At 66.7% G+C, this 14,600-nt stretch carries 9 protein-coding genes; all 9 read left to right on the forward strand.

Going from position 1 to position 14,600, the window contains the following annotated elements; translation table 11 throughout:
- Positions 1–5: 5 nt before the first annotated feature.
- On the forward strand, positions 6–467 hold the full coding sequence (locus tag LB520_RS23490; RefSeq protein ID WP_224639554.1) for an HPr kinase/phosphorylase: 462 nt from the start codon (positions 6–8) through the stop codon (positions 465–467).
- 164 nt (positions 468–631) lie between these two features.
- On the forward strand, positions 632–1,033 hold the full coding sequence (locus LB520_RS23495) for a PTS sugar transporter subunit IIA (RefSeq protein ID WP_027166957.1): 402 nt from the start codon (positions 632–634) through the stop codon (positions 1,031–1,033).
- Positions 1,030–1,326 carry an HPr family phosphocarrier protein gene (locus LB520_RS23500; protein ID WP_224639555.1) on the forward strand — a complete coding sequence of 99 codons (297 nt, stop codon included), beginning with the start codon at positions 1,030–1,032 and terminating at the stop codon, positions 1,324–1,326. The genes LB520_RS23495 and LB520_RS23500 overlap by 4 nt, the downstream gene beginning before the upstream one ends.
- 202 nt (positions 1,327–1,528) lie before the next feature.
- Positions 1,529–2,929, forward strand: a complete 1,401-nt coding sequence (gene ahcY, locus LB520_RS23505; RefSeq protein ID WP_224639556.1) for an adenosylhomocysteinase — start codon at positions 1,529–1,531, stop codon at positions 2,927–2,929.
- A 189-nt stretch (positions 2,930–3,118) separates the two neighbouring features.
- On the forward strand, positions 3,119–5,698 hold the full coding sequence (locus LB520_RS23510) for a sensor histidine kinase (protein ID WP_224639557.1): 2,580 nt from the start codon (positions 3,119–3,121) through the stop codon (positions 5,696–5,698).
- 10 nt (positions 5,699–5,708) lie between these two features.
- Entirely contained in the window at positions 5,709–7,220 is a 1,512-nt protein-coding gene (gene tsaE, locus LB520_RS23515; RefSeq protein ID WP_224639558.1) for a tRNA (adenosine(37)-N6)-threonylcarbamoyltransferase complex ATPase subunit type 1 TsaE, read from the forward strand.
- Entirely contained in the window at positions 7,217–7,939 is a 723-nt protein-coding gene (locus LB520_RS23520; protein WP_224639559.1) for a nucleotidyltransferase family protein, read from the forward strand. The genes tsaE and LB520_RS23520 overlap by 4 nt, the downstream gene beginning before the upstream one ends.
- The gene (addB, locus tag LB520_RS23525; protein ID WP_224639560.1) at positions 7,936–11,055 is read left to right on the forward strand and encodes a double-strand break repair protein AddB; all 3,120 of its coding nucleotides are present in this window, start codon (positions 7,936–7,938) and stop codon (positions 11,053–11,055) included. Before LB520_RS23520 ends, addB begins: the two co-directional genes overlap by 4 nt.
- On the forward strand, positions 11,052–14,564 hold the full coding sequence (gene addA / locus LB520_RS23530; RefSeq protein ID WP_224639561.1) for a double-strand break repair helicase AddA: 3,513 nt from the start codon (positions 11,052–11,054) through the stop codon (positions 14,562–14,564). The genes addB and addA overlap by 4 nt, the downstream gene beginning before the upstream one ends.
- The last annotated feature ends 36 nt before the right edge of the window (positions 14,565–14,600 follow it).

The following is a 14,600-nucleotide window of genomic DNA, read 5'->3' on the forward strand; positions in this document are numbered from 1 at the left end:
TCGACATGCCAGGCGCCGCCGCAAAGCCCCGCAACATTCATGGGACGGCCATACTGGTCGGCGAGCGCGGCGTGCTGATCACCGGGCCGTCCGGCGCCGGCAAGACGACGCTGGCGCTGGCGCTTGTCGATCATTGCCGCGCGCAGGGCCTTTTTGCCCGGCTGGTCGGCGACGACCAGTTGCTTGCGGCCGTGCAAGGCGGCCGGCTGGTTTGCCGCGCGCCGGCGAGCATCGCCGGCCTCGCCGAGGTGCACGGCATCGGACCGCGGCCGCTGGCTTTCGAACCGGCCGCCGTGATCGATCTTGTGGCGCGGCTTGTCGAACCGGCGGACATGGCGCGTCTGCAGGACGAGACCACGGAGACGATCGGCGGATGCCGGCTGCCCCGCGTCGATGTCGCCCGGCAAAATGTCACCGCCGCGTTGCCCATGCTGATGGCGCGGCTGTCGATCCAGCCTTTTTCATGATCCGGCCCGGGTTTTTTGCTGCGATGCGTCAAAATGGCCCGGGCCGCCGCAATTTTGGGCTTGTCAACCGGCCGTGCGTCGACAAGATAGCGCTCCCGCCGCCTGGAATGGCTGGCGAACATAAGATACGCCTGTGAAGCGGCGATGACGGGAGCCACCAGAGAATGATCGGACTCGTGCTCGTGACGCACGGTCAACTCGCTACCGAGTTCCGACATGCCGTAGAGCATGTCGTCGGGCCGCAAGACAATTTCGAGACCGTGGCGATCGGCGCCGACGACGACATGGAGCAGCGCCGGGCCGACATCGTCGACGCGGTCGCGCGCGTCGACACCGGCGCAGGCGTCATCGTGCTCACCGACATGTTCGGCGGCACGCCTTCCAACCTCGCCATCTCGGTGATGGAATCCGGCCGCACGGAGGTCATCGCCGGCATGAACCTGCCGATGCTGATCAAGCTCTCCTCGATCCGCAAAGGCGACAACATGGCCGCCGCGCTCGACGAGGCGCAGGCGGCAGGCCGCAAATACATCAACGTCGCCAGCCAGCTCCTGAGCAGCAAATGAACGCATCGGCGCCGCAGACGGACGAGGTTGTGCGGGAGTTCCCGATCATCAATCAGCGCGGCCTGCACGCGCGCGCTTCGGCCAAGTTCGTCCAGGTCGCCAGCGGCTTCAACGCCACCATCCATGTCGAGAAGGATGGCGTGAAGGTCGGCGGCACCTCGATCATGGGCCTGATGATGCTGGCGGCGAGCCCAGGCTATTCGATCCGCGTCATCGCCAGCGGCCCGGAAGCCGTGCCGGCCATGGACGCGTTGGAGCAGCTGATCGCCTCACGTTTCGGCGAGGAAATCTAGTCACGCTTTTTGTTGGATGCATGTCGTCTTTCCAAAATCGTTCCGCGCTTTTGGACGATACGCAAGACATGCGCGCATAAAGATTTCTTTATGTCCCATTGTCGCGCGGCGGCCGATCTGCTAGTCAGGCCGGCAACCGCGCCCTCCCATGCGCCTCCCGGCGTCGGCGCGCCTTGAGAAAAAATCACACCGGAGCACTGCCATGATGGGTAGCAAGGACTATGTGGTCGCCGACATCTCGCTTGCCGGCTGGGGCCGCAAGGAGATCGAGATCGCCGAAACCGAAATGCCGGGCCTGATGGCCTGCCGCGAGGAGTTCGGCGCCAAGAAGCCGCTGAAAGGCGCGCGCATCACCGGCTCGCTGCACATGACCATCCAGACGGCGGTGCTGATCGAGACGCTGAAGGCGCTGGGCGCCGACATCCGCTGGGCCTCCTGCAACATCTTCTCGACCCAAGACCACGCGGCCGCGGCCATAGCCGAGGCCGGCATTCCGGTCTTCGCCATCAAGGGCGAGTCGCTGGAAGACTATTGGGACTACACCGACCGGATCTTCCAGTGGACCGATGGCGGTACTTCCAACATGATCCTGGATGATGGCGGCGACGCCACCATGTACATCCTGCTCGGCGCGCGCGCCGAGGCCGGCGAGGACGTGCTATCCAATCCCGGCAGCGAGGAGGAAGAGATCCTGTTCGCCCAGATCAAGAAGCGCCTGAAGGCTTCGCCAGGCTTCTTCACCAAGCAGCGGGAAGCGATCCGCGGCGTCACCGAGGAGACCACCACCGGTGTCAACCGCCTCTACCAGCTGCAGAAGAAGGGCCTGCTGCCCTTCCCGGCGATTAACGTCAACGATTCCGTCACCAAGTCGAAATTCGACAACAAATACGGCTGCAAGGAATCGCTGGTCGACGGCATCCGCCGCGGCACCGATACCATGATGGCCGGCAAGGTCGCGGTGGTCTGCGGCTATGGCGATGTCGGCAAAGGCTCGTCGGCCTCGCTGCGCGGCGCCGGCGCGCGTGTGAAAGTCACCGAGGTCGACCCGATCTGCGCGCTGCAGGCGGCGATGGACGGCTATGAGGTGGTGACGCTGGAAGACGCCGCGCCCACCGCCGACATCGTCATCACCACCACCGGCAACAAGGACGTCGTCACGCTCGACCATATGCGGTCGATGAAGGACATGGTGATCGTCGGCAATATCGGCCACTTCGACAACGAGATCCAGGTGGCGGCGCTGCGCAACCTGAAATGGACCAACATCAAGCCGCAGGTGGATTTGATCACCTTCCCGGACGGCAAGCGGATGATCCTTCTGTCCGAGGGCCGCCTGCTCAACCTCGGCAACGCCACCGGTCATCCGAGCTTTGTCATGTCGGCCTCGTTCACGAACCAGGTGCTGGCGCAGATCGAGCTTTTCAGCAAGCACGGCCAGTACGAGAACCAGGTCTATGTGCTGCCCAAGCACCTCGACGAGAAGGTGGCGCGGCTGCATCTCGACAAGCTCGGCGCCAAGCTGACCGAGCTGTCCGGCGAACAGGCCGCCTATATCGGCGTGACGCCGCAGGGTCCGTACAAGCCTGAACACTACCGCTATTAACCAAAGCGAAATTATCTACCATATATTGAAGCCGGGTGGTTGACTTTCCATCCGGCTTTATTTTTTGCGCCAATGATTCTTCACGCCGATTCCAGCAAGCGTTATTGTTGTGATTCGCGGTCCGGGGACATGTTGGGCCGGGGACGCATCAGGGCGGTCTTGCATTCAAGCGGCGAAGAGGACCAAGACATGCCGGGGGATTACCCGCTACGCGCGGGAAAGGCCGTTTCCGGCGGCCATGAGGATTCGAATGATGCCGGCCCCGGCGTGAGCCGCGGCGGTTTTCGTGCCGGCTCGCGACTGGCCTTGCTGCTTGCGACCTCGACGCTTGCCGGCCCGCTCCTCGCCTTTGCGGCCCACGCCGAGACGGGCATTCCGGCAAAGGCCGCGGCGCCGGTCAGCACGCTCGAGGTCATGCAGCTCGCCATGTTCGTGGGCGTCATGGGCGCGGCGCTGGTTTCGGCCATCTTCCTTATCCGCGAGCGCGCACGCACCGCCTCGCAAAACCTGCAGCTCAGGGCCCGCATCGCGGACGTCAACGCTGCGTTGCAGCGTTCCGAGGCGCTGCTCAATCTGCGCGACCAGCGCCTGATCGTCTGGACAACGGACAACAAGAAGCCCGAGCTCATCGGCAGCCTGCCGCTGGAAAGCGGCGCGCCTGACGACAGGTCCGCCTTCCTCGCTTTCGGCCGTTGGCTGATGCCGCGCTCGGCGGCGGCGTTGGAGCACGCGGTTGCCGCGTTGCGCGAACAGGCGAAGACCTTCGATCTGGTCATCGAAACGCAGGCCGGCGTGCCGCTGGAGGTGCATGGCCGCAAGAGCGCGGCGCATGTGCTGGTGCGTTTCGTCTCGCTGTCGGAGACGTTGCGCAAACAGGCCAGGCTGAAGATCGAGAACCAGCGGCTCAGCGCCGACTACGACACCTTGATCGGCCTGCTCGACGCGTTGAAGATGCCGGCATGGCTGCGCGGCGCGGACGGGCGATTGCAATGGGTCAACCGCGCCTATGCGGAGGCCGTGGAAGCAGGAAGCGCCGCCGAGGCCGTGCGCGACGCGACGGAATTCCTTGGCGGCCAGGCGCGCGATCAGATCGCCGAGCAGCACAAGTCGCGCCCGGTCTTCGAACAGACGCTTTCCACCGTGATCGAAGGCGATCGCCGCATGTTCGCGGTCACCGACTTCGCCGGCGCCGACGGTTCGGCGGGGCTCGCCTGCGACACCAGCGCGGCCGAGACGATCCGCGCCGAATACGAGCGGACCGTGCGCAGCCATGCCGACACGCTCGACCAGTTGAACACCGCCGTGGCGATCTTCGACACCGAGGAAAAGCTGCGCTTCTTCAACCAGGCCTTCCAGAAGCTGTGGGGTCTCGACTCGGGCTTCCTGCTCAGCGCTCCCTCCAACACGCTGCTGCTCGACAGGCTGCGCAGCGAAGGCAGGATCGCCGAGCAACCGGAATGGCGGCGCTGGAAGGAAAACCTGCTCAGCGCCTATCGCGCCGTCGAATCGCAGGAACACTGGTGGCACCTGCCGGACGGCAAGACGATCCGCGTCGTGGCGAACCCGCAGCCGAAGGGCGGCGTCACCTGGGTGTTCGAGAACCTGACCGAGAAGATGGACCTCGAAAGCCGCTACCAGACCGCCGTGCGGGTGCAGGGCGAGACGCTGGACAATCTCGCCGAAGGCGTGGTCGTGTTCGGTCCGGACGGGCGGCTGCGCCTGTCCAATCCGGCCTTCGTCGCGCTGTGGGGGCTGACGGCGGAAGCGGTCAAGCCAAACGTCCATGTTTCGGCGATCCGCGACCTGTGCGACCAGCGCGCCGCGAACAGCCCTTGGGGCGGCTTCGTCGCCGCGGTCACCGGCTTCGACGACGAGCGCCGCGACCGCCGCGGCCAGATCGAGCTCGTCGACGGGACGGTGCTGAGCTACGCGGTGATCCACCTGCCCAATGGCCAGGTGATGATCACCTTCGTCGACGTCACCGACACCGTTAATGTCGAGCGGGCGCTGAAGGACAGGAACGAGGCGCTGGAGAAATCCGACCAGCTGAAGAACGAATTCGTGCAGCATGTGTCCTATGAGCTGCGGTCGCCGCTGACCAACATTATCGGCTTCACCGAGCTTCTGTCGCTGCCCGCGACCGGGCCGCTGACGCCCAAGCAGCGCGAATATGTCGAGCATGTCGGCTCGTCGTCATCGGTGCTGCTCACCATCGTCAACGATATACTCGACCTGGCGACCGTCGATGCCGGCATCATGCAGCTCGACATCTCCGAAATGAACATCGACCGGACGATCGCCGCGGCCGCCGAGCTGGTCGCCGACCGGCTGGACGAGCATCAAATCAAGCTCGAGATCGATGCGGCGGAGGCGCCGGCGAGCTTCCATGGCGACGAGACCCGCATCCGCCAGATCCTCTACAACCTGCTCAGCAACGCGGCCAATTACGCACCGGAGGCAAGCACGATCCGGCTCACCTGCCGTCGGCTGGCCGACGGCGTCGAGTTCTCCGTGCATGATGACGGTCCTGGCATGCCGCCGGACGTGCTGGAATCGGTCTTCCGCCGCTTCGAGCCGCGCGCCAATGGCGGGCGGAGGCGCGGCGCCGGGCTGGGGCTCTCGATCGTCAAGAGCTTCGTCGAACTGCATGGTGGAACCGTGCGCATCGAGACCGGCCAGGACAGGGGCACCACGGTAATCTGCACCTTCCCGGACAAGCCTTCCGGAATCCCCGATACGCCGGCGGGCATCCGCGACGCGGCCGAGTAGCGCGGACTATATGGCTGGACCAGTGTTGGAACGTTTTCTCGCCGACGAGGCGGCCACGGCAAGGCTTGGCGAGGACCTCGCCATGGCGTTGCGCGCGGGCGACGCGATCGCGCTGAAAGGCGATCTCGGCGCCGGCAAGTCGACGTTGGCCCGCGCGCTGATCCGGGCGCTCGCCGACGACGCCAATCTCGAAGTGCCGAGCCCGACCTTCACCTTGGTGCAGAGCTACGAGACGCGCGTTCCGGTGCACCATTTCGACCTCTATCGGCTGTCCGCGCCGGACGAGCTCGACGAGCTCGGCCTCGACGACGCGCTAAGCCAAGGCGCGGCGCTCATCGAATGGCCGGAACGGGCCGCAGACCGCTTGCCGGAAACGGCGCTGTGGGTCGATCTTGCCGAGCAGGGCGAAGGCCGCGTGGCGCGGCTTTCCGGGCAGGGACCGATCTATGATCGCGTGGCGCGATCGCTCGCGATGCGCGATTTCCTGGCCTCTGCCGGATGGGGCGAAGCCAGCCGCCGTCATTTCGTCGGCGACGCCTCCGCCCGCTCCTATGAGATCGTCTCGCTGCCCGGCCAAGGGCCGCGCGTGCTGATGAACTCGCCGCGCCTGGTGCTCGGGCCGCCGGTTCGCGACGGCAAGCCCTATGCGGTGATCGCCCACACGGCGCAATCCGTCGCCGCCTTCGTCGCCATCGACCGGGCGCTGCTTGGGGCCGGCGTCAGCGTGCCGGCGATCCATGCCCAGGATCTCGACCAGGGCTTTCTGCTCATCGAGCATCTCGGCTCGGAAGGTTTCCTCGGTCGCGACGGCCAGCCTATCGCCAAACGCTATGAGGCGGCGGCCGAATTGCTGGCCATGATGCATGGCAAGGCCTGGCCTACGCGCTTGGAAGCGGCGCCCGGCGTATTTTACGACGTGCCGCCTTTCGACCGGGAAGCCATGCTGATCGAGGCCGACCTTCTGGTCGACTGGTATGTCCCTTGGATTACCAGCGAACCGGCAAACGACGCGTTGCGGGAAGGCTACCACAAGGTATGGAACGCACTTCTCGATCACCTGGCAGGCAGCGAATACACGCTGATGCTGCGCGACTTCCATTCGCCCAACATCATCTGGCGAGGCGAGCGCGCCGGCCTCGACCGGCTGGGAATCGTCGATGTGCAGGACGCGCTGATCGGGCCCGCCGCCTATGACGTCGCCTCTTTGGCCATGGATGCGCGCGTCACCGTCTCGCCCGAGATCGAGCGGCGCACCGTCGCGGCTTATGTCGCGGCGCGGCGCGCCGCCGGCGCTTTCGACGAGGCCGGCTTCGCCGAGGCCTATGCGATCATGGCCGCGCAGCGCAATTCGAAGATCCTCGGCATTTTCGTGCGGCTCGAAAAGCGCGACGGCAAGCCTTACTATCTGAAACACCTGCCGCGCATCCGCGATTATCTGAGGCGGGCGCTGATGCATCCGGCGCTGGCCGGCCTGAAGGATTTCTACATGGCCCACGGCCTGCTCGAGGAACGGGTCCCATGAAGCCGACGGCTGCGATGGTGCTGGCTGCCGGGCTTGGCAAGCGCATGCGGCCGATCACCGACACGATGCCCAAGCCGCTGGTGAAGGTCGCCGGCAAGACCTTGCTCGATTGGGGGCTGGACAGTCTGGAAGCCGCCGGCGTCGCCAAGGCCGTCGTCAACGTGCACTATCTGCCCGAGCAGATCGTCGCGCATGTTGCCCATAGGCGCGCACCGAAGATCGTCATCTCCGACGAGCGCGAGGCGCTGCTGGAATCGGCTGGCGGCATCGTCAAGGCGCTGCCGCTTCTGGGTGGCGAGCCCTTCTACATCATCAATGCCGACACATTCTGGATCGACAGCGGCCAGCCCAGCCTAGAGCGTCTTGCCCTTGCATGGGACGCCGCGAGAATGGATATTCTGCTGATGCTTACCGACCTCGACTCAGCGACCGGGCATTGCGTCGGCACCGATTTCCTTGTTGCCCCTGATGGAACCTTACGGCGCTCGAAGGGCGATCCGGCGGGCCTGATCTATGCCGGCGCCGCCATCATCCATCCGCGCATCTTCAAGGACGCGCCCATGGGCTCGCATTCGCTCAATGTCTATTTCGACAAGGCGATCGCCGCAGGGCGCCTGTTCGGCATGAAGATGAACGGACGCTGGATCACCGTCGGCACTCCGGACGCCATTTCGGCGGCCGAGGCAGCCGTGGCCGGTGCCCTAGCGAAGGCGGTATGAGCGGCACGCGCCGCGTCTTTTCCATTCCGCCCGGAGCGCCGTTCCTGCCGACGCTGGCGGGGGCGTTGCGCGACGGGCGCCTGATCCCCGGCTTCCGCTTCGACGGCGACCCGCTGGCGCTTGCCGACGCCACCATCTATGTGCCAACGCGGCGCGCGGCGCGGGCGCTGCGCGGCGCCTTCGTCGATGTTTTAGGGAAACGCTCCGCCATCCTGCCGACGGTGCGGCCGCTCGGCGAATTCGACGAGGAGGAGGCGGCCTTCGACGCCGAAGCCGCGCCGGCGATAGATCTGGCGCCGCCGATCGCCGCGCAGGAGCGGTTGCTTTTGCTGGCACCGCTGGTGCGCGCCTGGAAGGAAAGCCTGCCGGCGCATGTGAGGGCACGGTTCAACGAGGAATTCGTGGTGCCGACCTCGGCCGCCGACGCCATCTGGCTGGCGCGCGACCTTGCCCGGCTGATGGACGAGATCGAGACCGAAGGCACGGATTGGGCGAAGCTCGCGACGCTGGTCACCGGCAACCTCGCCGGATGGTGGCAGGTGACGCTCGATTTCCTCGGCATCGTCACCGACAACTGGCCGGAACTGCTCAAGGAGCGGGACCGCTCCAATCCAGCCGCGCATCGCAGCGCGCTGATCCGGCTGGAGGCGGCGCGGCTGAAGCGCACTCCGCCGGCCGGACCGGTGATTGCCGCCGGTTCGACCGGCTCCATCCCCGCCACCGCCGAACTGCTTGGCGTGATCGCCGGCCTGCCCAATGGCGCTGTCGTGCTGCCCGGGCTCGACCGCGACCTGGACGACGCATCCTTCGCGGCAATCACGGCGCCCGGCGCGCGTCCGGCAACGCTCGGCCATCCGCAATATGGCCTCGCCAAGTTGATCGGCGGCATCGGCATTCCGCGCCGCGACGTCGAGGACATCGTCGCCGCGCCATCGCCGCTCGCGTTGCGCGCGGCCCTGGTCGGCGAGGCGCTGCGGCCGGCCGAAACCACCGAATACTGGACCGAGACGCGGCCGCGCTTCACGGCACTCGACATCGAACAGGCGCTGGCCGGCGTGACGCTGGTGGAAGCGGCGAACGAACGCGACGAGGCGGCGGCAATCGCGATCGCGCTGAAGCGCGCCGTGGAGACCCCGGGCAAGCGCGCGGCGCTCGTCACCGGTGACCGCGCGCTGGCGCGGCGGGTTTCGGCGGAGCTGCTGCGTTTCGGCGTCGTCGCCGACGATTCCGGCGGCGCGCCTTTAATCAACACACCGGCCGCCAGCCTGCTCAGGCTGGCGCTGAGCGCCGCCTTCCGGCCGGGCGATCCCGTCGGCCTGCTTGCCTTTCTCAAGCATCCGCTGCTCGCGCTCGGTCTCGAACGCCAGGCCATGCGCAAGGCTGCCGAGCTCGTCGAGCTGGTGGCGCTGCGCGGCGGCACGGGCCGGCCCGATGTCGCGTCGCTCGGCGCGCTGTTCGAGACACGGCTGGCAGAACTGAGCGGCGACACAAGGCAGCCTTTCTGGTTCCCGCGCTTGACCGTGCGCGGCATCGAGCAGGCCCAAGATATGCTTAGCCGCCTTACCAAGTCGCTGTTGCCGCTCACCGCGATGCGCGATGAGAAAGGCGCCGATATTGCGACGCTGACGCGCGCGAGCGTGGTCGCGCTGGAAAGTCTCGGTCGCGCCGTCGACGGCGACCTGGCGGAGCTCTATGCCGGCGATGCGGGCGAGAAACTTGCCGACCTGCTGCGTGGGCTGGTGGCGGCGTCGTCGCCCTTCACCTTCGCCGCTTTGGAGTGGCCCGACGTGATGGAGGCGCTGATCGCGCCGGAGACGGTCAAGCCGGCGCAAGGCACCGATCGCAACATCGCCATCTGGGGCGCGCTGGAGGCTCGGCTGCAGCATGTCGACACGCTGGTGATCGGCGGGCTCAATGAAGGGGTTTGGCCGCGCAAGCCCGAGAGCGACCGCTTCATGTCGCGGCTGATGAAGACCGGCATCGATCTCGAGCCGCCGGAGCGGCGCATCGGCCTTGCCGCGCATGACTTCCAGATGGCGATGGGCACAAAAGAGGTCGTGCTGACGCGCTCGGCCCGCTCCGGCGATGCGCCGGCGGTGCCGTCGCGCTGGCTGCAGCGCATCCTGACCTTCCTCGGCAAGGAGCCGGCGGCAGCACTTCGCGGCCGCGGCGACGCGCTGCTTGCCTGGGCGCGCGCGCTCGATGCCGGCGAGAAGAAGGATTTTGCCTCCCGCCCGCAGCCGAAGCCGCCGCTCAGCCTGCGCCCGCAGCATTTCTCGGTCACCGAGATCGAGACGCTGCGCCGCGACCCCTACGCGGTCTATGCGCGGCGCATCCTCGGCCTGATGCCGCTGGAGCCGTTGATCCGCGATCCGGGCGCGGCCGAACGCGGCACTTTGTTCCACGAGATCCTGCATTTGTTCTCGCGGCGGGTCGAGGATCTAAGGGCGCCGAACGCGCTGGCCAGCCTCATTGAATCGGGCCGTACCTGCTTTGCCGACGCAAAGCTTCCGCCTGATATCGAGGCTATCTGGTGGCCGCGTTTCGAAAAGCTCGCCGAAAACATCATCGAATGGGAGCATGGCCGCGCCGATGCGGTCGCGAGGCGCTATGCCGAGGAGCGCGCCGACAAAACGGTCGTCGGCCGCACCGGGGTGACGCTTTCCGGCTATGCCGACCGCATCGACCTGCTTGCCGGCGGCATGGCCGACATCCTCGACTACAAGACAGGATCCTCGCCCTCGAAAGCGCAGGCGCACACGCTGCTGTCGCCGCAGCTCGCGCTGGAGGGCGCGTTGCTCAGGCGCGGCGCCTTCAAGGAACTCGGCATCCGCGAACCGTCGCAGCTTGCCTTCGTGCGGCTGAAGCCGAATGGCGAAGTGTTCGAGGAATCGATCCTCGAATACAACCGCAAGCCCCGCACCGCCAACGATCTCTCCGAGGAAGCCTGGGCGCGGCTGGAGCGGCTGCTCTTCCATTATGCCGACCCGAACACCGGCTATCTGTCGCGCGCCCTTCCCTTCCGCGAGGGCGAGGCCGACGGCGACTACGATCATCTGGCGCGGGTGCTCGAATGGTCGGCCGGCGGCGCCAGCGAGGACGAGGCGGAAGGATGAAATATCCGATCCCCTCCGATACCGCCGCCAGCCAGGCGCGCGCCTCTGATCCCGCTTACTCTGCCTGGGTGTCGGCCAATGCCGGTTCGGGCAAGACGCATGTCTTGGCGCAGCGCGTCATCAGGCTCCTGCTCAACGGCACCGACCCGTCGAAGATCCTGTGCCTCACCTACACGCGGGCTGCCGCCGCCAACATGTCGAACCGCGTGTTCTCGACCCTGTCGGAATGGACGGCGCTGCCCGATGCGGAACTGGCGATCAGGATCGCGGCGCTGGACGGCCGCGGCGCCGACCGCGACATGATGCGGCGCGCACGCCGGCTGTTTGCCGAGGCGCTTGAGACGCCGGGCGGGCTGAAGATCCAGACCATCCACGCTTTCTGCGAATCCGTGCTGCACCAGTTCCCGCTCGAAGCCAATATCCCGGCGCATTTCGAGATGCTCGATCCGCAGATGGAGGCCTCGCTGTTCGCCGATGCCCGCCGCGACATGATCTCGGGCGCAGGCGCAGGCGTCGAAGGGCTGGCGGAAGCCTTTGCCACCGTGCTGGAGCGCGGCGGCGAGTTCGGGCTCGATACGCTGCTTGCCGAGATTGTTGGCAAGCGCGATGAACTGCGCGGTTTCATCGCCAAGTTCGGCGAAGATCGGGACTTCCGGCCGCTGTTCGCCGAATTCGGCTTCAGGCCTGGACAGACGGCCGAGGATATCGCTGCTTCGCTGTGGCCGCTGCCTGGCTTTTCGCCTGGCCAGCTCGCCGAATTTGCCGGCGCCGCCGAGGCCGCCGACGCCAAGCAGGTGTTGAACAATGTGCTGCCCTATGCGCAGAGCGCCTTTGCCGAGGCCGATCCGATCCGGCGGCTGCGCCTGCTCGCCAAGGCATTCCTGCGTGCGGACGGCGACCCCTACGATCCGCCCAAAATCTTCAGGAAGGCGCTTGTCGACCGCCTGCCCGACCTGCCGGACCGCTATTTTGTGGTGGCGAAGGCAATCCTCGACGTAACCGACCGGCTGGCGCTGTTCCGCATGCTGGAGGGGACAGCGGCAGCGCTCACCGTCGCCGGCTGGCTGATCGCGCGCTACGAGCAGTTGAAGCGCGGGCGGGGTTTCCTCGACTTCAACGACCTCATCACCCGCACGGTCAGTCTCTTGTCGCGACCGGATGCCGGCCCCTGGGTGCAGTTCAAGCTCGACCAGGGCATCGACCACATCCTGCTCGACGAGGCACAGGACACCAGCCCGGACCAGTGGGAAGTGGTGAAGAAGCTGACGGAAGAGTTCTTTGCCGGGCTTGGCCAGCGCGAAGCGGTGCGCCGAACTGTCTTTGCCGTCGGCGACGAGAAGCAGTCGATCTATTCCTTCCAAGGCGCGGCGCCTGATTCCTTTGCCGAAAGCCGGCTATTGTTCGCCGGGCGCGTGAAAGACGCCAAAGCCGACTTCGCCGATCTCAAGCTCACCTGGTCGTTCCGGTCGAGCGACGACGTGCTGGCCGCCGTCGATCGCGTCTTCGCCGAGCCGGGTATCAGGCGCGGCATCAGCCACGATCCAGACCCCTTGAGCCATAAGGCGATCCGCAATGACGCGCCGGGCTATGTCGAGGTGTGGCCTTCGATCGGCGCCGAGATGGTCGAGGAGCCGGACGACTGGACCTTGCCGGTCAACCATGCCAGCGCGCCGGCGGTGCGTGTCGCCGAGCACGTGGCAACGACCATTCAGAACTGGCTGCGCAGCGGCGAGGTCATCGAAGGCAAGGGCAGGAAGCTGACCGCCGGCGACATCCTGGTCCTGGTGCGCAAGCGCGATCGTTTCGTCCATGCGCTGTCGCGCAGCCTCAAGAACCGGCAGATCCCGGTCGCCGGCGCCGACCGGCTGAGCCTGCCCGGCCATATCGCCGTGCAGGACCTGATCGCGCTTGGACATTTCCTGATCCAGCCGGAAGACGACCTTTCCCTGGCCGCGGTGCTGCGCAGCCCGATCTTCGAGGTCTCAGAGGAGACGTTGCTGACGCTTGCCGGCCAAAGGCCGAAGGGCCAGCCGCTGGTCGCCTCGCTCAGGCAACATGCGGCCGAGGATGTGGCCCTCGCCGCTGTCGTTAGCCGGCTCGACGGCTGGGCAACCGAAGTGGCGTTCAAGCCGGTGTTCGAATTCTACGCCGCGGCACTGGCGCGCGACGGACTGCGCCGCAAGATGACGGCGCGGCTAGGACCCGAAGCCGGCGACATCCTCGACGAATTCCTGAGCTTTTGCCTGGCCGAGGAACGGACCGGCCTGCCGGGGCTGGAATCCTTCCTCTCGACGCTCGAAAATGCCGGCCCCGAGATCAAGCGCGAGATGGACCAGACGCGCGACGAGGTGCGCGTCATGACCGTGCATGCCGCCAAGGGCCTGGAGGCGCCGGTGGTCTTCCTGGTCGATGGCGGCTCGGCGCCGTTCAGCGACCAGCATCTGCCGCGGCTAATGCGGTTCGAGAGCTCGGGCGCGCAATGGAAAGGCAAGGGCTATCTGTGGCGCTCGGCCAGCGATGTCGCCAATGGCGTCTCCAAGGCGGCCTCGGTCCGGGCGCGCGAGCTGGCCGACGACGAATACCGGCGGCTGCTCTATGTCGGCATGACGCGCGCCGAGGACCGGCTGGTCGTCTGCGGCTATCACGGCAAGCGGCAGCCCAGCCCCGGCACGTGGCATTCGATCGTCAGCCGCGCGTTGCTCGGCGCGCCCGAGAGCTCCGAGCGCCGGCATCCGGCGACGGCCGAGGTGGCGGTACATCGCTTCCACATGACCAGGCTGCCCCCGGTGGCATTGACCGGCATCGACGAGGCAGGGCCGTTCGAGCACACAGCGCCGCTGCCTGAAAACCTGTTCCGGCCGCTCCCGCCCTATGAGGAGCTGCCGCGGCCGCTTTCGCCTTCCGGCGCTTCGGCGTTGATCGACGAGGCGAAAGAAGCCGTCCCGGACACGCGCTCGCCGGTGCTCGACGCCGCCGCCGAACCCGGCTTTGCGATCATGCGCGGCCTTGCCCTGCACAAATTGCTGCAGATGCTGCCCGGCATCGCGGAGGAGGAAAGGCGGGGCGCCGCCGAGCGCTACCTGGCGCGCGCCGGCGCGGATTGGCCGGATGGCGAGCGCGACAGGGCGCTGGACGCCGTGCTCTCCATCCTGTCCGACACCCGCTTCGGCGCGCTGTTCTCGCCATCCTCCCGAGCGGAGGTCGCCGTCATGGGCAGCCTCGAGGTGAAGGGCAGGCTGCGCTCGATCTCCGGCAAGATCGACCGGCTGGCGGTCACGCCCGAAAAGGTGTCGATCATCGACTACAAGACCAACCGGCCGGCCCCCAAAGACCTGGCGGAGGTGCCGCCGGCCTATGTGCTGCAGCTTGCGCTCTACCGCGCTCTGCTCCAGCCGCTCTATCCGGGCCGCGAGGTGACGGCGGCGCTGCTCTTCACCGAGGCGCCGCGACTGATCGAGCTGCCCGCCCCCGCCATGGATGACGCCCTTGCCCGACTCACGGCAGCGTGACACAAGAACTGCTTGAACATCGCCGCCACAACCACC

Origin of the sequence: Mesorhizobium sp. CA12 (assembly GCF_020165255.1) — a bacterium.
GTDB lineage: Bacteria > Pseudomonadota > Alphaproteobacteria > Rhizobiales > Rhizobiaceae > Mesorhizobium.

Bases quoted from the DNA above. Each gene is read 5' to 3' on its own strand.
- ahcY (WP_224639556.1), top strand. From the start codon at position 1,529: ATGATGGGTAGCAAGGACTATGTGGTCGCCGACATCTCGCTTGCCGGC.
- LB520_RS23500 (WP_224639555.1), top strand. From the start codon at position 1,030: ATGAACGCATCGGCGCCGCAGACGGACGAGGTTGTGCGGGAGTTCCCG.
- addB (WP_224639560.1), top strand. From the start codon at position 7,936: ATGAGCGGCACGCGCCGCGTCTTTTCCATTCCGCCCGGAGCGCCGTTC.
- LB520_RS23510 (WP_224639557.1), top strand. From the start codon at position 3,119: ATGCCGGGGGATTACCCGCTACGCGCGGGAAAGGCCGTTTCCGGCGGC.
- tsaE (WP_224639558.1), top strand. From the start codon at position 5,709: ATGGCTGGACCAGTGTTGGAACGTTTTCTCGCCGACGAGGCGGCCACG.
- LB520_RS23520 (WP_224639559.1), top strand. From the start codon at position 7,217: ATGAAGCCGACGGCTGCGATGGTGCTGGCTGCCGGGCTTGGCAAGCGC.
- addA (WP_224639561.1), top strand. From the start codon at position 11,052: ATGAAATATCCGATCCCCTCCGATACCGCCGCCAGCCAGGCGCGCGCC.
- LB520_RS23490 (WP_224639554.1), top strand. From the start codon at position 6: ATGCCAGGCGCCGCCGCAAAGCCCCGCAACATTCATGGGACGGCCATA.
- LB520_RS23495 (WP_027166957.1), top strand. From the start codon at position 632: ATGATCGGACTCGTGCTCGTGACGCACGGTCAACTCGCTACCGAGTTC.